Source organism: Photorhabdus kayaii, assembly GCF_025384895.1.
Taxonomy (GTDB): Bacteria; Pseudomonadota; Gammaproteobacteria; order Enterobacterales; family Enterobacteriaceae; genus Photorhabdus; species Photorhabdus kayaii.
Map to the genome: position 1 here is coordinate 102,889 of NZ_JAJAFZ010000004.1, position 22,190 is coordinate 125,078.

The 22,190-nt window shown below is 44.3% G+C and carries 21 protein-coding genes; 17 read left to right on the forward strand and 4 right to left on the reverse strand.

Annotated elements, in window-relative coordinates; all coding sequences use genetic code 11:
- The first annotated feature begins 12 nt into the window (after positions 1-12).
- From LGZ98_RS02890 to LGZ98_RS02900, 3 genes are all read left to right on the forward strand, one after another.
- On the forward strand, positions 13-1,347 hold the full coding sequence (locus LGZ98_RS02890; protein WP_113042017.1) for a hypothetical protein: 1,335 nt from the start codon (positions 13-15) through the stop codon (positions 1,345-1,347).
- A gap of 69 nt (positions 1,348-1,416) precedes the next feature.
- A complete protein-coding gene (locus LGZ98_RS02895; protein ID WP_262977680.1) occupies positions 1,417-2,880 on the forward strand; it encodes a hypothetical protein in 1,464 nt (487 codons plus the stop codon).
- Positions 2,881-2,938: 58 nt separating this feature from the next.
- Positions 2,939-4,450: a hypothetical protein gene (locus tag LGZ98_RS02900; RefSeq protein ID WP_262977681.1), complete on the forward strand. Its 1,512-nt coding sequence runs from the start codon at positions 2,939-2,941 to the stop codon at positions 4,448-4,450.
- 156 nt (positions 4,451-4,606) lie between these two features.
- Here the strand turns inward: LGZ98_RS02900 and LGZ98_RS02905 are convergent, their stop codons facing one another.
- From LGZ98_RS02905 to flgA, 4 genes are all read right to left on the reverse strand, one after another.
- On the reverse strand, positions 4,607-5,737 hold the full coding sequence (locus LGZ98_RS02905; RefSeq protein WP_113042014.1) for a hypothetical protein: 1,131 nt from the start codon (positions 5,735-5,737) through the stop codon (positions 4,607-4,609).
- A gap of 346 nt (positions 5,738-6,083) precedes the next feature.
- Positions 6,084-6,524 carry a flagella synthesis protein FlgN gene (locus LGZ98_RS02910; RefSeq protein ID WP_113042013.1) on the reverse strand — a complete coding sequence of 147 codons (441 nt, stop codon included), beginning with the start codon at positions 6,522-6,524 and terminating at the stop codon, positions 6,084-6,086.
- Positions 6,525-6,535: 11 nt separating this feature from the next.
- Positions 6,536-6,838, reverse strand: a complete 303-nt coding sequence (gene flgM, locus LGZ98_RS02915; RefSeq protein ID WP_113042012.1) for a flagellar biosynthesis anti-sigma factor FlgM — start codon at positions 6,836-6,838, stop codon at positions 6,536-6,538.
- A gap of 124 nt (positions 6,839-6,962) precedes the next feature.
- Positions 6,963-7,622: a flagellar basal body P-ring formation chaperone FlgA gene (gene flgA, locus LGZ98_RS02920; protein ID WP_113042011.1), complete on the reverse strand. Its 660-nt coding sequence runs from the start codon at positions 7,620-7,622 to the stop codon at positions 6,963-6,965.
- Positions 7,623-7,873: 251 nt separating this feature from the next.
- On the opposite strand from flgA, the gene flgB reads away from it, so the two are divergent.
- From flgB to LGZ98_RS02990, 14 genes are all read left to right on the forward strand, one after another.
- Positions 7,874-8,287: a flagellar basal body rod protein FlgB gene (gene flgB / locus LGZ98_RS02925; protein WP_113042010.1), complete on the forward strand. Its 414-nt coding sequence runs from the start codon at positions 7,874-7,876 to the stop codon at positions 8,285-8,287.
- A 5-nt stretch (positions 8,288-8,292) separates the two neighbouring features.
- The gene (flgC, locus tag LGZ98_RS02930) at positions 8,293-8,697 is read left to right on the forward strand and encodes a flagellar basal body rod protein FlgC (RefSeq protein WP_113042009.1); all 405 of its coding nucleotides are present in this window, start codon (positions 8,293-8,295) and stop codon (positions 8,695-8,697) included.
- A gap of 12 nt (positions 8,698-8,709) precedes the next feature.
- Positions 8,710-9,405: a flagellar hook assembly protein FlgD gene (gene flgD, locus LGZ98_RS02935; protein ID WP_113042008.1), complete on the forward strand. Its 696-nt coding sequence runs from the start codon at positions 8,710-8,712 to the stop codon at positions 9,403-9,405.
- Between the two features lie 27 nt (positions 9,406-9,432).
- Complete coding sequence (flgE, locus tag LGZ98_RS02940) at positions 9,433-10,647, forward strand: flagellar hook protein FlgE (RefSeq protein WP_113042007.1); 1,215 nt, start codon at positions 9,433-9,435, stop codon at positions 10,645-10,647.
- Positions 10,648-10,665: 18 nt separating this feature from the next.
- Entirely contained in the window at positions 10,666-11,421 is a 756-nt protein-coding gene (locus LGZ98_RS02945; RefSeq protein WP_262977682.1) for a flagellar basal body rod protein FlgF, read from the forward strand.
- Between the two features lie 23 nt (positions 11,422-11,444).
- Positions 11,445-12,227, forward strand: a complete 783-nt coding sequence (gene flgG, locus LGZ98_RS02950; protein WP_113042005.1) for a flagellar basal-body rod protein FlgG — start codon at positions 11,445-11,447, stop codon at positions 12,225-12,227.
- A 76-nt stretch (positions 12,228-12,303) separates the two neighbouring features.
- Positions 12,304-13,056, forward strand: a complete 753-nt coding sequence (locus LGZ98_RS02955) for a flagellar basal body L-ring protein FlgH (RefSeq protein WP_262977683.1) — start codon at positions 12,304-12,306, stop codon at positions 13,054-13,056.
- Between the two features lie 12 nt (positions 13,057-13,068).
- Entirely contained in the window at positions 13,069-14,178 is a 1,110-nt protein-coding gene (locus LGZ98_RS02960) for a flagellar basal body P-ring protein FlgI (protein WP_113042003.1), read from the forward strand.
- Positions 14,178-15,119, forward strand: a complete 942-nt coding sequence (gene flgJ, locus LGZ98_RS02965) for a flagellar assembly peptidoglycan hydrolase FlgJ (RefSeq protein ID WP_390904642.1) — start codon at positions 14,178-14,180, stop codon at positions 15,117-15,119. The genes LGZ98_RS02960 and flgJ overlap by 1 nt, the downstream gene beginning before the upstream one ends.
- A 134-nt stretch (positions 15,120-15,253) precedes the next feature.
- Entirely contained in the window at positions 15,254-16,897 is a 1,644-nt protein-coding gene (flgK, locus tag LGZ98_RS02970; protein ID WP_113042001.1) for a flagellar hook-associated protein FlgK, read from the forward strand.
- Between the two features lie 73 nt (positions 16,898-16,970).
- The gene (flgL, locus tag LGZ98_RS02975; protein WP_113042000.1) at positions 16,971-17,936 is read left to right on the forward strand and encodes a flagellar hook-associated protein FlgL; all 966 of its coding nucleotides are present in this window, start codon (positions 16,971-16,973) and stop codon (positions 17,934-17,936) included.
- 1,144 nt (positions 17,937-19,080) lie between these two features.
- Entirely contained in the window at positions 19,081-21,054 is a 1,974-nt protein-coding gene (gene tssI / locus LGZ98_RS02980; RefSeq protein ID WP_262977685.1) for a type VI secretion system Vgr family protein, read from the forward strand.
- The gene (locus tag LGZ98_RS02985; RefSeq protein ID WP_262977686.1) at positions 21,047-21,889 is read left to right on the forward strand and encodes a DUF4123 domain-containing protein; all 843 of its coding nucleotides are present in this window, start codon (positions 21,047-21,049) and stop codon (positions 21,887-21,889) included. Before tssI ends, LGZ98_RS02985 begins: the two co-directional genes overlap by 8 nt.
- Before the next feature lie 25 nt (positions 21,890-21,914).
- Positions 21,915-22,184 (forward strand): type VI secretion system PAAR protein, encoded by a 270-nt coding sequence (locus LGZ98_RS02990; RefSeq protein ID WP_088371926.1) that lies wholly within the window; start codon positions 21,915-21,917, stop codon positions 22,182-22,184.
- Positions 22,185-22,190: the final 6 nt, after the last annotated feature.

Genomic DNA, 22,190 nt, shown 5'->3' on the forward strand with positions numbered 1-22,190 from the left:
TTTTGAGGAAATATTATGACTGATAAAGAAATTAGTTCTGTTGACTCATTGAAAGCGAGTTTTAAGTCCGGTGTTCCGCCCGCACCTGAAGCCTTTTTCCATTTGATTGATGAGGCATATAAGGCATATGAAATCATTGATGGCGGTAAGGGTGATGGCCCAGCCGCAGGGCTGAAACGAGATGATAAAGGAAAACTGGCTCTCAACACTCACCTTTCTGGCGGGTTAAACCTTGAACAGGGGGCTTTAGCCTTATCACTGAAACCAGAAGGTGGATTCTCTTTTGATGGAGGAAGGCGTCTGAGATTGGATGCCGATCGGCAGGTTCAGTTTGCGGATTTCTTCAGTTTATCGCGGTGGGAACGGATGGAGATCACGCAGTTGTTGGGTTTTAAACGTGCCATGATGGCGCGTATGGTTTCTCCTTCCCCTAAAGCGAATGAACATTTTGGCACTTCTGTGAGCCTGAACGCGGCGGGAGACTGCTTAGCGGTTGGGATGGATAATAAAGTCTGTGTGTATACGGGCCGGAAGGGTGAGTGGAATATAAACGCTCCCACTGTGTTTGAGGATGATCAAGATCAATCTCGTCGTTCTTTATGGGATGTCAGTTTGAATGCGGTAGGAGATTGCCTGGCGGTGGGATATTTAATTGATGTTATTCCAAAAGTGAAGGCTTGTGTGTATACGCGCACGAATGGCGTCTGGGATACCAAAAATCCCATTGTGTTTCCGCTGGAAGATCAACGTGGATACGCTGGTGGTCACAATGTCAGCTTGAGCGCCACAGGAGACTGTCTGGCGGTGGCGGGCGACGCTTGGTCCTACATATATACACGCACGAATGGGATTTGGGATAAAGAAAACCCCATTAAGTTCATGGCTGATAAAGATCGTTCATCCAATTTTAATCGGATTTTTAGCCTAAATGCAGAGGGAGATCGTCTGGCGGTGGGGGTAGATTATGATGTCCACACTAAGGGAAAGGTTTATCTGTATACGCGCACGAATGGGATCTGGGATACAGAGAGTCCCATTAAGTTTTCGGCTCCTGCAAGTGACGTAACGTATTTTGGCAGTGCTATCAAACTGAATGATGTAGGAAACCGTCTGGTCGTGGGGGCAGCTTCCCGGGTGTATGTGTACACCTGTCTAAATAATAAGTGGAATATGGAAACACCTATCGAGATTTTGGACCCTTCAGGCAATTTAGACAATTTAAATGGTTTTGGTAAGGCTGTCAGTTTGAATAGGTGGGAGACGAATTTGGCGGTTGGTGCAGTTTCAGCCGAGGTTGGTTCTGTGTCTGAAGCTGGTGCAGTCTATGTCTTTGAGAATGTCAAATGATGACCGTATAGAAGACAGAGAACAGAAGGCAGATGGCAGCGACTGTTTAATACAGCTTTCGAGGAAATTATGATGACTGATAAAGAAATTAGTACTGTGGACTCATTGAAAGCGAGTTTTAAATCTGGTGTGCGGCTCATGCCGGAAGCCTTTTCCCATTTGATTGATGAAGCATATAAAGCATATGAAATCATTGATGGCGCTCAGGGTGATGGCCCAACCGCGGGGCTGAAACGAGATGATAAAGGAAAACTGACCCTCAACACTCAGCATTCTGGCGGGTTAAACCCTGAACAGGGAGCTTTGGCCTTATCACTGAAACCAGAAGGGGGACTCTCTTTTGATGGGGGAGGATATCTGAAATTGGATGCCGCTCGGCAGATTCAGTTTGCGGATTTTTTCAGTTTATCGCGGGGAGCACGGATGGAGATCACGCAGTTGTTGGGTTTGAAACATACTCTGATAACGCGAATTGTTTCTCCTTCCCCCATAGAAGATGAGTACTTTGGTAGCTCTGTTAGTCTGAACGCGGCGGGAGACTGCTTAGCGGTTGGGTCGAATCGTAAAGTCTGTGTGTATACTCGTCGGAAGAGTGGTGAGTGGAATATAAGCAAGCCGATAGTGTTTGAGGATACTGAACCTGGATATGGTCTATCTTCATGGCGTGTTGGTCTGGATGCGGCGGGAGATTGTCTGGCGTTGGGAGAGATATGGCAAGAAGTGGTGCATGTATATACACGCACGAAGGGCGTTTGGGATACAAAGCATCCCATTGTGTTTCCGCGGGTTGCTGTAAAATTTGGTGAGAATGTCAGCTTGAACGCCGCAGGAGACTGTCTGGTGGCTGGGGGCCAATACTCCTCTCCGTTCCGTATGTTTATACGCACGAATGGGATCTGGGATACAAAAAACCCCATTCTGTTTCCGGCCCCTTCAGGTTCTTATGCGTTTGGCGCGATTGCCCACCTGAGTGCTGCGGGAAACCGTTTGGCGGTGTGTGATGATTACATTTCCGTGATTTATGTGTATACACGCACAAATGGGGTTTGGGATACAGAAAACCCCATTGAGTTCAGTCACCCTAAAGGTGGATCATCTAGTTTTAGCGGGGTTTTTAGCCTGAATGCAGAGGGAGATCGCTTGGCGGTGGGTACGAATTTTTATGGACTCTCTGATAGGGCGGTTTATCTGTATACGTGCACGAATGGGATCTGGGATAGAGAAAATCCCCTTAAGTTTTCGGTTCCTGCAAGTGACGTAAAGCATTTTGGCGGTTCTCTCGAACTGAATGACGCGGGAGATCGTCTGGCAGTGGGAACGTCTTCCAGGGTGTATGTATATACCTGTCTGAATAATAAGTGGAATATGGAAACACCGATGGAGATTTTGAACCCTTCAGACAATTTAAATGGTTTTGGTGGACCTGTTGGCCTGAATAAGGCGGGAACGAGTTTGGTTGTTGGGGCAACGTCAGAAGGTGTTGATTCTAAATCCAAAGCCGGTGCAGTTTATATCTTTGAGAATATCAATTGATGCCCATACAGAAAACAGGTGACGGTGACTGTCTAATACGGCTGGCTTTTGAGGAAATATGATGACTGATAAAGAAATTAGTACTGTTGACTCATTGAAAGCGAGTTTTAAGTCTGGTGTTCGGCTCATGCCGGAAGCCTTTTCCCATTTGATTGATGAGGCATATAAGGTATATGAAATCATTGATGGCGCTCAGGGTAATGGCCCAACCACAGGGCTGAAACGAGATGGCAAAGGAAAACTGACCCTCAACACGCGCCATTCTGGTGGGCTAAACCTCGAACAAGGCGCTTTGGCGCTATCACTGAAACCAGGAGGACTCTCTTTTGATGGGGGAGGATATCTGAAATTGGATGCCGATCGGCAGATTCAGTTTGCGGATTTTTTCAGTTTATCGCGGCGTGAGCGGATGGAGATCACGCAGGTGTTGGGTTTGAAACGCACCATGATAACGCGAATTGTTTCTCCCTTCCCCAAAGAGAAGGAGTACTTTGGTAGCTCTGTTAGTCTGAACGCGGCGGGAGATTGTTTAGCGGTTGGGATGATTAATAAAGTCTATGTATATACGCGCCGGAAGAGTGGTGAGTGGAATATAAGCAAGCCTATTGTGTTTGAGGCTTATGAAGATGAATATCATAGATCTTCATGGGATGTCTCTCTGGATGCGGCTGGCGATACCCTGGCGTTGGGAAACATGTTGCCGTATCCCACTTATAACCGAGGGCGGGTTTGTGTGTATACGCGCACGAAGGGCGTTTGGGATACAAAACATCCCGTTGTGTTTCTGATTATAGGTGAATACTTTGGTGTGAATGTCAGCTTGAGCGGAGCAGGAGACTGTTTGGTGGGTGGGGCCAGATACTACTCTCCGTTCCGTATATTTATGCGTCGGAATGGGATCTGGGATACAGAAAACCCCATTAAGCTTCCGCTCCCTCCTAATTTTTATGAGTTTGGCTGGATTGCCCACTTGAGTGCCGCGGGAAACTGTCTGGCGGTGCATTGTCACGATTCTTCTTCTGGTCCCACAATAAGCACGATTTTTGTGTATACACGCACAAATGGGATCTGGGATGGAGAAAACCCCATTAAGTTTAGTCACCCTGAAGGTGAATCATCTAGTTTTAGCCAGACTTTTAGCCTGAATGCAGAGGGAGATCGTCTGGTGGTGGGTACAGAGTTTTATAAATCCACAGATGGGGAGGTTTATCTGTATACGCGCACGAATGGGATCTGGGATAGAGAAAATCCCATTAAGTTTTCGGCCCCTGCAAGTGGCGTATATTTTGGTAGCTCCCTCGAACTGAATGATGCGGGAGATCGTCTGGCAGTAGGAGCGTCTTACAGGGTGTATCTGTATACCTGTCTGAATAATAAGTGGAATATGGAAACACCGATGGAGATTTTGAACCCTTCAAACAATTCAGACAATTTAAATGGTTTTGGTGGATCTGTCGGCCTGAATAAGGCGGGAACGAGTTTGGCAGTTGGTGCAACGATAGAGAATGTCGATTCTAAATCCAAAGCCGGTGCAGTTTATGTTTTTGAGAATGTTAAAATAATATCATAGTCACTCAGCTGAACATCCTCCTCGGCACTTCGCCCACAAACGTGGGCTATTACAGCGTAGCAGCACCCTATTCTTCGCGATGCATCTTGAAATCCATAGGGGATACCCTTGAGCCTGATGTGTAAGCCGCTGAAATTTCCGCCATACTCAGCGGATTCAATGTTGTTTGAAAAGATAGTCGATAATTTCCTGTTCAAATTCTAAGACATTACGTCGTTCCGCAAGGTAGCTTTTTAGTACGGTGAGTGAGCGTAGGCTTTCGCGTAGTTGGATTTCGTTTTCTATATGTTGCCGCAATTTTTTGCAGTGTTCGCGGAGGTTATTTTCTATTGCCTTCGATGTCTCACCTCCCAGTGTGCGCCAAATCATACCCGGTAACGAATCAGATTTTTTTAGCTGATTAAGCTCATCGGCCAATATGTCTATACGTGCTTTAAGCAATTTATTGATGTTGGATATATCCCGGCTATTAAAACTGAAAGTTGGATCAATGTACTTGTGGTACATGTCTATGATCGTCCAGACATCATTATCTTTCTTGGCTTTTGATAACTGTACCATCAACTGGTTTTTTTTCTTCTTCTCATCCAAATCTTGTTCACGATCCGGATGTAATACCTTGGCTATTTTTCTATACATTTGGCTCACTTCCTGCGATTTAAATAAAGAATCCAGTTTTTTCTGGTCTTCTTCCGCAGGGTCGAAGTCAATGGTCTCTTCTGCATCATATTCATCGTAGAAATGTTCTGATTCCCGTTGAAAATGTTGCTCTAAGGTGGCACGCATTTTTTCAGGACTTCTGATCATTTCAAGTAATTCTTCATCAGATATTTCTTCATTAAAATCAAAATATTCATCAAAAGTCTGCCGGATATCAGCCATCTGTTCTGGTGTCGGAATTTCCTCTTCTTTCAACGCATGAAGATTGGAAAAGTGATCGGTCAACTTATTGAGATCAAGGTTTTCGTTAAAGGGGTAAGTACATAACTCAGCAAGCTCTTCTTCTATCCAGAAAAATAATTCTCTCCGTTGGGTTTTCCCCAGCGATTTTTTATCGGCAAATGAAAGCAACCGTGCCGCTTTATCATATCTGGACTGCATATATTGATGTTCTACCGGTAAGATCTCCTGTTGAAAGCGCATGAACAATTCGTCTTGTTGCTGTTGTAGCTTGGCGATCTTCAACTGGTATTTTTCGATGGACTTCCAGTAAGTTTTGAATTGTTGCTGAGGCGTTTTTGGTATCTGTTGTCCGCTCGATTTTCTTTTTTTTAGTTGCTTGTGCATCAATGTATGGTTCCCAAGGTAGGTTAATGAAATGAAGGATGTTCTCGCTGTTAATTTTGATAATTACCCATTGTTGCTTATTCCTATTTTGCAATATATTTTCGTAACACGCAAAACATTATAGTTGTGCAATTGTTATATTGACTTACAAATGGTGATTTTTGCTAATCCGTTCTTCCCTGATTGCAACAACTGTTTCACAGTACATTGCGTTTCGTTTGAATTATTCATGCTTGAGGACTCCGTGAGCAGCGACGAAGCTCGGTTTGAACGGGAAGGTGGTGCTGACAAATACTATCAAAACAATAAAAAGTAGCACTACCGCAATGGGCGGTAATGCACTGAATCAAACCTGAACTTTGTGGCCGGAAAGCATGCTGTAACGGGCAGCCTGGCCGTCTGAACCGTAAAGAGAGGGGCTATGATGACTTTTTAGGAAAGCAATGGCTTTACTATTTAAATCAAGATGCTGGGTTAACAACGAACCATTATGGGTGTTTAAATCACGAACCCGGATAATCGCTTTGCCGATCTGTTGCCATAATGTGGCCAGCAAAGGTTGCTTATCATAAGGCGCAATGATGTTTAATGCTTTGCTCAAATTAAGACGTTGCTGTTCTGAATGGCTAAGCGCGGACAACAGGAAAATTTTTCGTTCTGTTATCTGGTGCAAATCTCGCGCTTCAATAAAACCTTCGCGCAAAATACGTTGTTCTTCCGCCATAGTTTGGGTCAGCGAGGTCAAATAGGTCACTTGCTGTTTGAGTAGTTGTTGAAGTTCTTCCATAGCGGGTTTAATTATTTCTTATCGTATTGAAAGTTTTCGGCGGCTTCTTTGAGCAGAGCGTCTGCTATTTTACCGCTGTTCATTTTTAAGGTTCCGTGAGCAATAGCTTCTTTCAACTTTTGCACCTTTTGGATATTGATATCCTGGCTGCTTGGTTGAACCAGTTTTGTTTGTGCTTCGCTCAGTTTCACTTGTGCATCGCTGCTTTGTAAGGTAACGCCGGCGGTTTTTCGGGTGCTCTGGGCGCTTTCATTAGTAGGTCGCTGTTGAACAGCAGCGATAGCTAATAAGGGGTGAGTGCGTTCGATACTCATAATCATTATCCTTTATGGCCAGGCATAGGTTCACCTATGGATCGGAGCAGGTTACATGCCATTTGCATACCTGCAAATCGTGCTCTGCTGGTTATATCGGCACAGTGAACGAAAACTTTAGAACTTATAACATGATTTTCACATTGCCGTTTTCTAATGCCTGGCCGGTTATAACATGTCCTGAATTTATTCGAACCCTGACTTTATCAGAAATAGCGGCGTTATTAATAGCTTTCCCTTCGTTGCGTATCTGGAAGCCATTTCCCTGTATAATCACCGCCACACTCTGGCCTGACCGTACAACCCACGGGCGGCGTAACATATTATGAGTAATCGCCTGCCCCGCCGGGATGTTACGTATCGCAATACTATTTTTTATCTCATTTTTGTTAATGACCAGATCATGCGGTAGTCTTTCCAGTAATCCACTTCTGACCTGAAAATCTTTATCTGATAAAACATCATTACGCGAGATAGCTCGGCGAGTAACCAGATAATTCCCTGTCACACTGACAGAGACTTGAATGAATTTGCGTTGTTGATGGCAGATCACAGGTAAAGAGAGATTTCCCCAGTTTTGACCACCGATAGCGGGTTGAATTTCTGGCCGTTCACACTGGGGCCATTGTTGTTCAGGGGTTTTGATGTTAACAGAAACTTTATGATGATTATCCCGGTGTATCTGCTGGAAATAGTGCTCTATAGCTTGGGGTAAATTATTGCCCCATGCCATCGAAGTGATAAAGAAAAATGCGAACAGCCCGATAATATTTATAGCTTGCATCTTCTCGCTCTCGTTATTTCTATAGGTCAATACGCTGCCGTTTAGTCGCGTACATTTAGTCGTGTACATTTCATTGTATATAAGTGTACCTACATTGAATATCGGCCAATGGGATAAATAGCAATCCAATTAGCGTCTATTCATCCGATAGGCTTTTCCTTCTGCGTTTATTCTGTTTACTGCGAATTTCGCGATCGCGAAAAGCGCTATTAAGGTTCACAACACAAGTCAGTCACATCAGAGGGAGGAATATGCTCGATAAATTAGATGCAGCCTTTCATTTTCAGCAGGAAGCCCTGTCATTGCGATCACGGCGGCAAGAAATATTGTCCGCTAACATCGCCAATGCGGATACGCCCGGTTATCAAGCGCGGGATATTGATTTCGCCACACAACTGAAAAAAACCATTGCACACGGTCGGGTCACCGGAAACGGGATCGGGCTGACGCTGACATCCGATCGGCATATTCCTATTCAGCCTCAGAAGAGAATGGAGATGGACTTACTGTATCGGGTGCCTCATCAGACAGCGATGGATGGCAACACGGTGGATATGGATATGGAACGCAGCAATTTTATGGATAACAGCTTGAAATATCAGGCTGAACTGACTGCGACCAGCTCTCAAGTTAAAAGCATGATGTCAGTCTTACAGCAAGGATAAGGGCAATGTCTTTACTCAGTGTTTTTGATATTGCTAGTTCGGCATTATCAGCGCAATCCCAACGATTAAATGTCAGCGCCAGCAATATGGCAAATGCCGATAGTGTTGCGGGTCCTGATGGTCAGCCATATCGGGCTAAACAGGTGGTTTTCCGTGTTGCCGCGGCGGCGGGGCAAGAAACAGGCGGCGTCAGAGTCAGTGAAATTGTGGATGATCCTACCCCTTTCCGCCTTGAGTATCAGCCGGGACACCCGTTGGCTGATGAGAAGGGTTATGTACGGATGCCAAACGTTGATGTGGTCGGAGAAATGATTAACACCATTTCCGCTTCCCGTAGTTATCAAGCCAACGTTGAAGTGCTTAATACAACTAAATCGATAATGTTAAAGACATTAACGTTAGGTCAATAACAGGAGTGACTCATGGCTATTACCAGCTCAGTGAATGGAGCACTGGATAACACGATTGTTGGAGAGTCAGCATTGGCTAGCAAGAAAAAGGGTAGTGAAGAGCTGAATAGCAACTTCATGAAATTGCTGCTCGCGCAAATGAAAAATCAAGACCCAACTAACCCGATGAAGAACAATGAGCTGACCTCCCATTTGGCGCAGATTAACACACTAGCGGGGATCGAAAAGCTGAATACCACACTGGGGTCTATTGTCGGTCAGATAAATAATAATCAGCCTGTACAGGCATCAGCCTTGATTGGGCGAGGCGTTATGATCCCTGGGAATACTATTTTGGCTGGTTTAAACAAAGAAGCTGGGAACGTCAGTACGACACCATATGGTATTGAGTTGGAAAGGCCCGCGGATAGTGTGCAAGTCACCATTACTGATAAACAAGGCGGGGTTGTACGCCAAATTGATCTCGGTGGATTGGAAGCGGGTGTCCATAGCTTCCACCCTTGGGATGGCAAAAAAGAAGATGGCACGAATGTTGAGGATGGCGCTTATAACTTCACCATTACTGCCAGCTATAAAGGCGAACAGAGAGTATTTCAGCCGCTGAGGTTTGCGAAGGTAAATGGTGTTACTCGTGACGCGGACGGCGCGAAGTTAGATTTAGGGCGGATCGGTGCCGTCACGATGGATCAGATACGTCAAATTCTTTAACCAGCAAGAATTTTAACGGAGAATAATATGGCTTTTTCACAAGCAGTAAGTGGTTTGAACGCCGCGGCAGGTAATTTGGATGTTATTGGTAATAATATCGCTAACGCGGCGACATATGGTTTTAAATCCAGCACGGTTGCTTTTTCTGACATATTTGCCGGTTCTCAGGTGGGTCTGGGGGTAAAAATATCGGGTGTTAATCAGAATTTTAAAGATGGTACGCCGACGACGACTAATCGCCCACTGGATCTGGCGATCACTCAGAGCGGTTTTTTCCGTATGCAAGGCGGTGACGGTGAGATCTACTACTCCCGTAACGGTCAATTCAAGATGGATGAGAACCGTAATATTATCAACATGCAAGGCATGAAATTGACTGGCTATCCCGCAGTCGGTGTCAATGGTGGTGTGCCGGAGATTCAGAAAGGGGCTAACCCAGAGCCGATTACAATACCTCAAGGTATATTGGCGGCTAAAGCAACAACTAAGGTTACGATGACAACCAACCTTAATTCGATGCATAAAAAACCGGCAGATGTTTTCTCGCCAGAAAATAAGGATTCTTATAACTATCCTACTAGTGTTACCGCCTTTGATAGCCTGGGTAACCCACATGCCATCAAGGTCTTCTTTGTGAAAACGAACGATAACGAATGGCAGGTTCATGCTCAGGATAGTGCGGTTGAGGGCGCTAAAGCAGCTCCATTGGGGACGTTGAAATTTGATGGTAATGGTAAGCTGATTGGTGACAACAATCAGTTTACATTTAATGTTCCCTCTCTGAATGGTTCTAATGCCGCTGATATCACCATTGATTTTAATGGCAGTAAACAGCAGAAAATTGATGCTGATAGCATATCGACACTCAAGCAAGACGGTTATGCCGCAGGTGAATTCAATGGCTACCGTATTGAGGACGATGGCCGTGTCATCGGCACCTATTCCAATCAGCAATCTCAATTATTAGGTCAGGTTGTTCTGACTAACTTTGCTAACCCAGAGGGGCTGGCAGCGCAGGGTGACAACGTTTGGATAGAGACGGGTGCTTCAGGTAGCCCAGTTGTTGGCATTGCGGGATCGGGGGGTTTTGGTAAATTGCTCAGTGGTTCGCTGGAAGCATCCAACGTCGATATGAGCCAGGAGCTGGTTAATATGATCGTGGCGCAGCGCAACTACCAATCCAGTGCGCAAACCATCAAAACGCAAGATCAGATCCTGCAAACGCTGGTCAGTATGCGCTGATAATTTCAGGATAGCATTATGGATCATGTCATTTATACCGCAATGGGCGGTGCTCGTCAGACACTAGAACATCAGGCAGTGACGGCAAATAACCTAGCTAATGCCTCGACGCCGGGTTTTAAGGCGCAACTGGCTGCTTTGCGGGCGGTGCCTGTTGAAGGTGCTGCCTTTAATACCCGTACTTTAGTTGTCGCTTCAACGCCGGGCTTTGACAATCGTCAAGGGCCGATGAACTATACTTCTCGTCCGTTGGATGTGGCGATTGGGCAAGGGGGATATCTGGCGGTTCAGCTTGAAGAGGGTTCTGAGGCTTACACGCGTAACGGCAGTATTCAGATTTCAGCGGAAGGTCAGCTAACTGTTCAAGATAACTTGTTGATGGGGGACAACGGCCCGATCAATGTTCCGCCACAGGCTGAGTTAACCCTGGCGACGGATGGTTCTATATCTGCACTGATTCCTGGTGATCCGCCAACACAGTTGGGGCAACTTGGCAGATTGAAAATGGTGAAACCGGAGAGCGATCAGCTAGTCCGTGGTGATGATGGCCTATTTCATATGACGGAACAGGCGCAGGCGTTACAGGGTGACGTCTTGCCAGCCAGTGATGAGGTGAAATTAATTCCCGGTGTGCTTGAAGGAAGTAACGTCAACCCAATGGAAAGCATGGTGAATATGATTGCCAATGCCCGCCGTTTTGAAATGCAGATGAAAGTCATCCATAGCTCAGATGAAAATGCACAACGTGCTAATCAGCTATTAGCAATGAGTTGATTTAGACACAGAGGATAAAACCGATGATCCGATCATTATGGATTGCTAAAACTGGGCTGGATGCCCAGCAAACCAATATGGATGTGATTGCCAACAACTTGGCAAACGTCAGCACCAATGGTTTTAAACGCCAGCGTGCCGTTTTTGAAGATCTGCTTTACCAGAACATTCGTCAGCCAGGAGCGATGTCATCGGAACAAACCCGCTTGCCTTCTGGTTTACAGATAGGTACTGGGGTGCGTCCGGTAGCAACAGAACGTATACATAGTCAGGGAAACTTATCTGAAACTAATAACAGCCATAATGTTGCCATTAGAGGAAAGGGTTTCTTTCAGGTTCAGTTACCTGATGGTACCAGTGCCTATACCCGTGACGGTTCATTTCAGGAAGATCAAAACGGGCAGTTGACAACCGCTAACGGTTTTTTGATCTTCCCTACCATTACCATTCCTGATAACGCGACGGACCTCACCATTAGCCGTGATGGTGTTGTCAGCGTGAAAGTACAGGGGCAAGCGGCACCTCAGCAAGTTGGTCAATTTACCCTGACAACGTTTATCAATGACAGTGGGTTAGAAAGTATCGGCGAAAACCTTTATGTAGAGACTAGCAGCTCTGGCGTACCGATTGAAAACACACCGGGAATCAATGGCGCTGGGTTGCTCCAGCATAAATATGTCGAAACATCTAACGTCAATATCGCTGAAGAATTGGTCAACATGATTCAGACTCAGCGTGCTTATGAAATTAACAGTAAGGCGGTGTCGACGTCTGATCAGATGCTGCAAAAACTGACTCAGTTATAACCTAAATCGTCAATCAGAACCGCGGGGGAACACGCAAGTTTCCCCGTTATTCAGGGATAAATTAAGAGTATCGAAGATGGATACAATGGCTGTTGCCGAGACCAGCGCTGTTTGTCAGTTCCGCCATTTACGGAAAAATGTGGCGAATAAATGGCGTTGTAGTATAGCACTGGCGGTATTGTCACTAACGGGCTGTGCGTATATACCGCAAAAACCCCTGGTTGAGGGAGCAACCACCGCAGCACCTTCTGTGGCAACCGCGCCAGTCCCTAATGGCGCTATTTTTCAAGTAGTACAGCCGGTTTATTATGGTTATCAGCCGCTATTTGAAGATCGCCGACCTCGAAATATTGGCGATACCCTGACGATTACATTGCAGGAAAATGTCAGCGCCAGTAAGAATTCTTCGGCCAATGCTAGCCGTAATGGAAAAAACACGTTTTCCGCAGCACTGACTCCCCATTTTCTGAAAGGGCTAATTGGTGGAGATAAAACCGATCTGGATATGGAAGCTGAGAATACTTTTGGTGGGAAAGGCGGTGCTAATGCGAATAACACCTTCAGAGGGACAATTACCGTGACAGTCGATCGGTTATTGGCAAATGGTAACTTACATGTGGTCGGTGAAAAGCAGATTGCTATCAATCAGGGAACCGAGTTTATTCGTTTCTCCGGTGTCGTTAACCCACGGACAATTAATGCTAATAACACCGTCAGTTCCAATCAGGTCGCTGATGCCCGCATTGAATACGTGGGGAATGGTTATATCAATGAAGCGCAGAACATGGGCTGGTTACAGCGTTTCTTCCTGAATGTTGCACCATTTTAACAGGGGATGGTTATGATAAAACAATTTACTGTCAGCCTTCTTCTTGTATTGCTGACTCTGGTGACAACGACGGCATCAGCAGAACGTATCCGTGATCTCACCACGGTTCAAGGAGTACGGGAAAATGCGCTGATTGGTTATGGATTAGTGGTTGGGCTGGATGGAACGGGTGACCAGACGACTCAGACGCCATTTACCACTCAGAGCTTAAGCAACATGTTATCCCAATTGGGGATTACCGTTCCTCCGGGAACCAATATGCAGTTGAAAAACGTGGCTGCCGTGATGGTCACCGCGAAGTTACCGCCGTTTGGCCGTGCCGGGCAGAATATTGATGTAGTGGTTTCCTCATTGGGGAACGCGAAAAGCTTACGTGGCGGTACCTTGCTGATGACACCACTAAAAGGTGTCGACAATCAGGTCTATGCTCTGGCGCAGGGTAATATATTGGTTGGCGGCGCCGGTGCTAGCGCGGGGGGAAGCAGTGTAAAAGTCAATCAGCTTGCGGGTGGTCGGATTAGTAACGGTGCAGTGATTGAACGTGAATTACCCACGCAGTTTGGTGAAAATGGCGTGCTGAATCTTCAATTAAATAACGAAGACTTCTCACTGGCGCAGCAAATTAGCGATACCATCAATCGTACGGGCGGAACGGGAACCGCAACGCCGTTGGATGCCCGCACAGTACAATTGCGTATGCCGAGAGATAAAAGTGAGCAGGTTAAATTCCTCTCCCATGTGCAGAATCTCACTGTCCGTGTTGATGTCGGTGATGCCAAAGTGATTATCAACTCCCGCACCGGCTCTGTGGTAATGAACCGTAATGTCATGCTGGATAGCTGCGCTGTTGCTCAAGGGAATCTTTCTGTCATTGTCGATAATCAGGTGGTTGTTAGTCAGCCCAATACACCGTTAGCAGGTGGCAGTACCGTTGTTACTCGTAATCCCGCTGTTGCTGTCCGTGAACAAAATGGTGCGTTGCAGCAGGTTAACGCCAGTGCAAGTTTGAGCCATGTTATTCAAGCCTTGAATGCACTGGGCGCGACACCGAATGATTTAATGTCAATCTTACAGGCAATGGAAAGTGCAGGTTGTCTGCGGGCGAAATTGGAGATCATTTGATGAATGATTTTTTAACCCTGCCCGGTGCGGCTTATGATGTACAGTCGGTTAACACGTTAAAATCCAATCTGGCAAAAGATCCACAACAGGGGCTACGGCAAGTAGCCCAACAAATGGAAGGTCTCTTTGTTCAGATGATGTTGAAAAGCATGCGTTCAGCTCTGCCTAAAGATGGCATGTTGAGCAGTGAACAGACGCGCCTCTATACTTCGATATACGATCAGCAAATCGCGCAGAATATTGCTCAGAAGGGGTTAGGTTTTGCCGATATGATGCTCAAGCAGCTTTCTAACAACAAAACTGTCCCTGGCGAAATAGCGGGTAAGATCCCCATGACTCTGGATAACGAAGTTTTACAAACCTTGCCAAGGCAGGCGCTTGAGCAATTTATCCGTCGAACGGTACCGAAACCCGAGACGACACCTAAACCGCTGCCGCTGAACAGTACGAATTTTGTATCTACGCTCTCGTCCCCTGCCCGGATAGCTAGCCAACGCAGTGGTATTCCTCATCTGCTGATTATTGCTCAGGCCGCATTAGAGTCTGGTTGGGGGCAAAGAGAGATTCTGACCGCTGATGGTAAGCCAAGTCATAATCTGTTTGGTATTAAAGCGAGTAAAGGTTGGAAAGGGGCGGTAACCAATATCCTGACCACAGAATATATCAACGGTGAGCCTCAGAAAATGAAGGATAACTTCCGTGTTTATGGCTCTTATGTGGAAGCGATTGAGGATTACGTCAAATTACTGACAGAAAGTCCCCGTTACGCCAACGTTGCCCGTTCTGTTACCCCGGAACAAGGGGCTTATTCCTTACAACAGGCAGGTTATGCAACAGATCCCGGATATGCGAAAAAACTGGTCTCAGTTATTCAACAGCTAAAAGGTGCTGGAGAGCAGGCGGTAAAAGCCTATACCTACGATTTGAGTAAACTATTTTGATCTCTATTTTGCTCAAGTTTTATTGAGCTCAGCCGATAAATTAAAGCAATTCAGACTTTGTTTTTAGTTATCTGAAAGATTGTTTGCCGCCACCCACTAGCGGAGACATAAATAAAACGCAAAAGGATCTTCTGATGTCCAACAGTCTTATTAATACCGCGATGAGCGGTTTGCAAGCGGCTCAAATTGCTCTGGGAACCGTGAGTAATAACCTTGCAAATTCCAAAGTTCCTGGTTACAACCGGCAATCGACAGTTATCAATCAAAACGGTGGCACGATGACGTCCGTTGGCTTTATCGGAAATGGTGTTACTGTTACCAGTATTAACCGTCAATATAACGAATTCATTAATCAACAACTGTCTACGGCTCAGGCGAAACAAGGTGCATTAACCACTTATTCTCAGCAAATTTCCCAGATTGATAATTTGCTGGCAGACAAAGCGAATAACCTGTCAAACACCATTGATGACTTCTTTACCAGTTTACAAAATGTCGTCAGTAATGCGGAAGATGATGCAGCCAGAACGACAGCGATTGGTAAATCAAAGGGGCTGGTAAACCAATTGAAAAGTGCGGATGCCTTCCTGCGTAAAATGGAAAATAACATTAATCGGGGAATAGCTAACTCGGCTGAGTCTATTAATAACTATGCGCAGCAAATTGCTAAACTCAATGGTGAAATTACCCGTATGAGAGGCGGTGGTAGTGCTGAGCCGAATGCATTACTGGATCAGCGTGATCAATTGGTCAATGAACTGAATAAACTGGTTGGCGTGAGTGTGACTCAGCAGGATAGTGATTCTTACAATGTTGCTTTTGCAGGGGGATTGACACTGGTTCAGGGAACAACCGCTTACCGAGTAGAAGCGATTTCATCCAATGCGGACAGCAGTCGCATGACATTAGGTTATGATCGTGGTTTTGGTGATGTTGTTGAAATTGATGAAAAATTCATTGATAAAGGGCAATTAAACGGCACATTGAGGGCGCGTAGTGAAGTGCTGGATAATTCCCGTAATCAGTTAAACCAATTAGCGTTGGTATTGGGCGATCAATTTAATCAAATTCATCGTGCTGGCTTTGATTTAAAAGGCAAACCGGGTGAAGATTTCTTCACATTTAATAACCCGGATGTCATTGCCGATAGTAAAAATAAAGGTTCTGTTGATTTTAAAGTGGAATATACAGATACCTCAGCGGTAAAAGCCAGTGATTATCATATTAGCTATGATGGGGCTAATTGGAAAATTCAGCGTGCCTCTGATAAGGCGGATATTGCTGCCAAAGTAACAGGTAATACACTGGAATTTGATGGATTAAAAGTTGAAGTTGATCCAACCGATGCAAAAGAACACGATCGATATACACTGAAAGCGGTCAATGGTGTTATTAGCAGTATGGCGGTTAATATTAAAGATGCGTCGCAATTGGCGGTTGCCGGTACTAAAGATGGTGGGCCGAGTGATAACGTCAATGCCAAAAAACTCATTGAATTGCAGAACAAAAAATTGGTAGAGGGTAAAGCATCATTTTCTGGTGCTTATGCTTCGATGGTCAGTACTATTGGTAACCAGACCAGCACGGCGAATGTTGATTTAGAAACTCAGAATAATATTACTAAACAACTTTACGCTGAACAGCAGTCGGTTTCCGGCGTCAACGTAGATGAAGAATATGGCGCATTACAAAACTTACAGCAATATTATCTGGCCAATGCTCAAGTTATCCAGACTGCCACAACGCTATTTAATGCTATTTTGGAACTCCGTCACTAATAAACGAGTCAAATAGCCTGAGAATACTCGGATATCTTGGGTATTTAGCTGAATATTTAAAAGGAATGAAATTGTGCGCGTAAGTACCAATATATTGTACGAGCAGAAAATGACGAGTATCACGACTGCTCAGTCGAAATGGATGCAGCAGGGAGCACAGCTATCCAGTGGTCAGAGGGTGATAAATCCATCCGATGATCCGATGGCGGCATCTCAGGGTGTCATGGTTGCTCAGGCTGAATCTCAGAACCAGCAGTATATGACCGCTCGCTCGTTTGCTAATAACGCGATTTCCATGCAATTGAGTGTGGTATCCAAAGCTGTTGGTGTGGTTCAAAATATTCATGAAAGTTTGGTAGCCACAGTAAACGGTGTATTGAGTGATGAAGATCGTAACTCGTTGGCCATTCAACTGACAGGGTTTAAAGAACAACTGGTGAATTTGGGTAATACTACCGATGGTAATGGCCGCTATATTTTTGCCGGTTATAAAACGGATGTGAAACCTTTTGATGAGAGTACAAGCGGTACAGTTAGCTATCGAGGCGGCTCTGAGGAAATGACTCAGAAAGTGGATAGCAACCGCTCTATGATTATTGGACATACTGGGGAGCAGGTCTTTCTCTCGTCTACCAGTAACCCGATAAAAGAGCCGGATGGCAGCCCGAGTGAATCTGATATATTTAAAACCATAGACATGGCGATTCAGTCATTGAAAACACCCTTTACCGGGGCAGATCAAAAGACGCGTGATGATGCATTGGAATTGTTGAATAAGGCTAACCGCGGTGCTCGCAACGCGTTGAATAATATCTCTTCTGTGGAGTCGGTATTGGGTTTACAACTGAGAGAAATAGAAGACTTAAATAGCTTGGGGGCAGAACGCAGCCTGGCGAATAAAAGCCGTTTGAGTCAATTGGTTGATGTAGAATGGAACTCAGCGATTTCGAATTATTATCAGCAACAAGCCGTACTTCAAGCATCGTATAAGACATTTGTTGATATGAAAGGCATGTCGTTGTTTGAGATATTTCGTTAATTTAATTTTTACTTTAATCGCTGGTTTTTAGGCCAGCGATTTTATCAATTGAAATTATTTAATTGTGACAATTAAATATCCTGCATAATTATTTAAATAATCCTGTTTTCCGTTTTTAGTGAATTTCCTTTTGTCAATATTTTTTAGTAGTTAATAGAATGAATACCATTTTTTTGCAGTTAAATAGATAATGAAATAAAAATTTTTATATTGAAAATATACCCTATGGATTTCAAGATGCATCGCGACGGCAAGGGAGAGAATCCCCGGGAGCATAGATAACTATGTGACCGGGGTGAGCGAGTGCAGCCAACAAAGAGGCAACTTGAAAGATGACGGGTATATATTGTTGAAATTTAAACCTCTGTCAGTGGATGAACGGGGAGAAACTGAGTAATTACAGCTTCTGCGTGTTGGTAGTTGCTGAGGTTAATAACTACAACTTTGTAGAAGTAAACCGCATTAGGTACTCTTCGGAAAAATTTAGTTTCACCGGGTTGAATGTCAATAAAAGCATACTGATTGTAATCTCCGAATGGAGGCGCCCAGTAATTTACTGCTCTAATTGGCGCGGGACCTCTGTTTTCTATATTAAAACTAGGATGATGAGTAGTAGGCATTATTATATTTCCACCAGTATAAAGCTCAAAAGTTTGATTAGGGTTTATATAGATCAGTTTCATTTTATTGTTTCCTTATCATGATGATTATTATGTTACATATAGTACAGATAATCTTATCTGCAAAATTTAACTTAACACTTTCCCATGACAGTTAAATATTGAAATTTATCAGTGATGTAAAAGGAATAAGATAAATGAATTTATCCTATTTGAATGCTAATTTAATAATTAAAAAAGAAAAGTATATTGTTGTTTGAGATATTACACTAATTCAGTTTTCTATTTTATTTTTATTGCTGATTTAGGCCAGAGATTTTGGTTAATTAAATGATTTTCCATAATTAACGATAGCCAGTTAAATGCATAGATTGTTTATGTTGTATTCTAAAAAATTCATTGATTTTTTAGAATAAAATATCATTATTTTTATTAAAATAAGTATATTATTTCTTCCTTTTTATATGCTCCCGTTTATATGTTGAACAATTAAGCCTCGGCCTCACGTAATCAGGAGGAAAGTAATGACAGATTCAGGGCTGGTTTTTACACTTACTGCGGGTCATCTCCCGGAGAAAACTTTTGCTGTGGTTGAGTTTACTCTAGATGAAGCACTATCAACGTTATTTTGTCTGGAGGCGACATTAACCAGTGCTGATCCGGATATTAATTTTGCTGATGTTCTGGATAATGTTGCGACACTGACCGTTTATCGTGATGGAAAACCAGAGCGTAGTATCACTGGGATTGTGACTCAATTTGAACAAAGTAGGACAGGTCGTCATCGCAGTCATTATTCCCTGACCCTTCAACCTGGTTTATGGCGTGCGGGATTACGGGTTAATTCCCGTATTTTTCAGCATCAATCTGTGACCGAGATTATTGGCATATTGTTGAAAGAAAATGGTATCAGAGAATTCTATTATAAATTGCGATATGAACATCCTGAACGGGAGTTTTGTGTGCAATATGATGAGAGTGACCTAGCGTTTCTCCATCGTTTATTGGCTGATGAAGGGATATTTTATTATTTTAGTTTTGACCACAAGCCGGGTGAATCGATAATTGCTTTTAGTGATACTCAGCGGATACATAAAACATTTTCATTGCCCTATCACCCAGAATTGGACGCTACAGGAAGCCAATGCAGTATCAATCGATTCTGTTGGCGTGAACAAGTCGGGATTGCCAATATTGAGTTGAAGGATCGTACTTTTAAAAATCCACTGTGGGGGGCTGACTATTACTATCACGAACGCCAAATTAATCACCAGCGTTCAGATTTGCCCAGTTACACTTACTATGATTTTCCCGGGCGCTTTAAAGATGAGCGTGGCGAGCGCCTGAGTCAATTTCGTTTGGAAGCACTCCGCACTGACACTATGTTTGGCCGTGCACAAAGTGACTGTTTTGCTCTGGCGCCGGCATCAGGGTTTACGCTTACTGATCATCCGAAAGAGCAATTTAATACCCAGTGGCTGGTGATTAAAATCAGCCATTACGGTAGACAGCCGCAGGCGGATGAATCTCTTTTCGGTAATGCAGGAACGACCTTAACGAACGATTTCACCTTTGGCGATTGCAACCGGGTATGGCGTCCTTCGCCTTATCCCAAACCGCGTATTGATGGCTTGCAAATTGCGACAGTGGTTGGCCCGGAGGGGGAAGAGATCTTTTGTGATGAATACGGGCGTGTTCGGGTACAGTTTGCCTGGGATCAATATGGCAAATTCAATGACCGAAGTTCCTGTTGGATCAGGGTCAGTCAGGCTTGGGCCGGCCAGCGTTGGGGCATGATTGCTATCCCACGTGTAGGTCAGGAAGTGCTGGTGGATTTTCTGCATGGCGATCCAGATCAGCCAATTATTATTGGGCGTACCTATCATACCAGTAACGTTGTGCCTAACGATTTGCCGATAGCAAAGACCCAGATGTCAATTCGTTCAAAAACCTATAAAGGGGATGGTTTTAATGAACTGAGATTTGAAGATGAAAAAGATCGGGAAGAAGTATTTATTCGTGCTCAGAAGAATCTGGCGATTAAGGTGCTGAATTCCCGGGATGAACGAATTAATTACAACCGTACAACCAGCATTGGCCATGATGATGAACTGGTGATTGCCAGTAACCGTAAAGTCACTGTTGATGGGCAGCAGGAACATAAAACCACTGGTGACTATATCGATCAGGTTGATGGTGACAAAACCTTACAGGTCAAAGGCGATGTAATACAGAAAATACAGGGCGTATTCAGCATCGATACCAATGATGACATTACGATAACAGGCGGCGGCAAAATTACCCTGAAAGTAGGCGATAATTTTATTGTTATTCATGGTGGCGGCGTAGATATCAAAGGTGCGTCTATTAACTTAAATTCAGGTGGTAATCCCGGCGTCTTATTGCAACCGGTTAATCCGGCGATTTTGCAGAGTGCGGCTCATGCCGGTTCGATGTTTGTCGCACATTGCCCGAAGGGGAAAGATAAAAATGGTTAAAGAAAAACTGTATGCTGTCGTTGACGCCGCGACAGAATCCAAATGGTTTCTTATATTGGAGTATTTTGATCCGCCTTTTACCTGTCTTTATGATGAATCTTTACCGCCTGAATTGCTTAAGGTGGCTCCTTATTTAGTGGAAGTGACAGAAAAGTTAAAACTTTATTTGGAGAACTGTGACATACCTTGGGGAATTTTCTTAAGCTCTCAGGCGGATATGAAAACATTACGTCGGCATTTGCGTAAATATTTACAAGTATTATTACCTGAACAGGATAAACCGGTATTTTTCCGGTTTTATGATCCGCGTAATATCTGGGAGTTTCTCAATGTCCTCAGTGACTGGGAAATTCACTGTTTCATGGGGCCGATAGATAAAATTGCCACCAACTATCAGGGCAATATTCAAAGTCATGATTTTATGGTTAATAGAGAGCAATATCCACGGGGCGCCAGCAGCAAAAGAAAGCTATTATCGATTACGCCAGAACAACTGGAAAAGATTGAAATCGCTTTTGCTGAACGTTATGTACAGACATTGGCAGCATTAATTATCGAATGGGAAACTATTGAGGATTTTGATTACGTTGGTTATATCCGGGGGATACTTACCGAGTTAAAAAATATCGGTATTACGGATGATCACAGTGTTCGGGGAATATTAAAATTATTCTTCTTACGAAGATATCTATCTGTTGAAAGATCGCCCACTCGCTGTAAACGCATATTGAATAATATCTGTGAACCGGGACATATACGGGCCGAAAGATTGTTATTGCAGGAACTAGGTGATTCATCAGTACCTTGGTTCCATTTTAAAGACAAATTATTTTAATTTTGCCAGGAATGGAGGAAGCAATATGGGTAATGCGGTAAAGATTGGTGATATTGGTACGGCGCATGGTGATTGTGGCGCGACACCGGTTATTTCGGGATCGACCAGTGTGAAAGTTGACGGTATTCCTTTAGCTCGTCAGGGAGATAGCTTGGCACCACATTCATCTCATTCACGAATAATTGCCGGTGGTTCCAGTACCGTTTTTGTTGATGGTAAACCTGCGGCGAGAACCGGTGATGCGGTGAGTTGTGGTGGAATTGTGATTGGTGGTGGTAGTGTTAATATTGGTTAAGGAAAA

What these genes read in the sequence shown, in the direction of transcription:
- flgA (WP_113042011.1), bottom strand. Translation starts at nt 7,622, where the DNA reads ATGCAAGCTATAAATATTATCGGGCTGTTCGCATTTTTCTTTATCACT.
- LGZ98_RS02985 (WP_262977686.1), top strand. Translation starts at nt 21,047, where the DNA reads ATGGTTAAAGAAAAACTGTATGCTGTCGTTGACGCCGCGACAGAATCC.
- LGZ98_RS02955 (WP_262977683.1), top strand. Translation starts at nt 12,304, where the DNA reads ATGGATACAATGGCTGTTGCCGAGACCAGCGCTGTTTGTCAGTTCCGC.
- LGZ98_RS02990 (WP_088371926.1), top strand. Translation starts at nt 21,915, where the DNA reads ATGGGTAATGCGGTAAAGATTGGTGATATTGGTACGGCGCATGGTGAT.
- flgB (WP_113042010.1), top strand. Translation starts at nt 7,874, where the DNA reads ATGCTCGATAAATTAGATGCAGCCTTTCATTTTCAGCAGGAAGCCCTG.
- tssI (WP_262977685.1), top strand. Translation starts at nt 19,081, where the DNA reads ATGACAGATTCAGGGCTGGTTTTTACACTTACTGCGGGTCATCTCCCG.
- flgD (WP_113042008.1), top strand. Translation starts at nt 8,710, where the DNA reads ATGGCTATTACCAGCTCAGTGAATGGAGCACTGGATAACACGATTGTT.
- flgM (WP_113042012.1), bottom strand. Translation starts at nt 6,838, where the DNA reads ATGAGTATCGAACGCACTCACCCCTTATTAGCTATCGCTGCTGTTCAA.
- flgK (WP_113042001.1), top strand. Translation starts at nt 15,254, where the DNA reads ATGTCCAACAGTCTTATTAATACCGCGATGAGCGGTTTGCAAGCGGCT.
- flgJ (WP_390904642.1), top strand. Translation starts at nt 14,178, where the DNA reads ATGAATGATTTTTTAACCCTGCCCGGTGCGGCTTATGATGTACAGTCG.
- LGZ98_RS02895 (WP_262977680.1), top strand. Translation starts at nt 1,417, where the DNA reads ATGATGACTGATAAAGAAATTAGTACTGTGGACTCATTGAAAGCGAGT.
- flgE (WP_113042007.1), top strand. Translation starts at nt 9,433, where the DNA reads ATGGCTTTTTCACAAGCAGTAAGTGGTTTGAACGCCGCGGCAGGTAAT.
- LGZ98_RS02905 (WP_113042014.1), bottom strand. Translation starts at nt 5,737, where the DNA reads ATGCACAAGCAACTAAAAAAAAGAAAATCGAGCGGACAACAGATACCA.
- LGZ98_RS02960 (WP_113042003.1), top strand. Translation starts at nt 13,069, where the DNA reads ATGATAAAACAATTTACTGTCAGCCTTCTTCTTGTATTGCTGACTCTG.
- LGZ98_RS02900 (WP_262977681.1), top strand. Translation starts at nt 2,939, where the DNA reads ATGATGACTGATAAAGAAATTAGTACTGTTGACTCATTGAAAGCGAGT.
- flgG (WP_113042005.1), top strand. Translation starts at nt 11,445, where the DNA reads ATGATCCGATCATTATGGATTGCTAAAACTGGGCTGGATGCCCAGCAA.
- LGZ98_RS02910 (WP_113042013.1), bottom strand. Translation starts at nt 6,524, where the DNA reads ATGGAAGAACTTCAACAACTACTCAAACAGCAAGTGACCTATTTGACC.
- LGZ98_RS02945 (WP_262977682.1), top strand. Translation starts at nt 10,666, where the DNA reads ATGGATCATGTCATTTATACCGCAATGGGCGGTGCTCGTCAGACACTA.
- flgC (WP_113042009.1), top strand. Translation starts at nt 8,293, where the DNA reads ATGTCTTTACTCAGTGTTTTTGATATTGCTAGTTCGGCATTATCAGCG.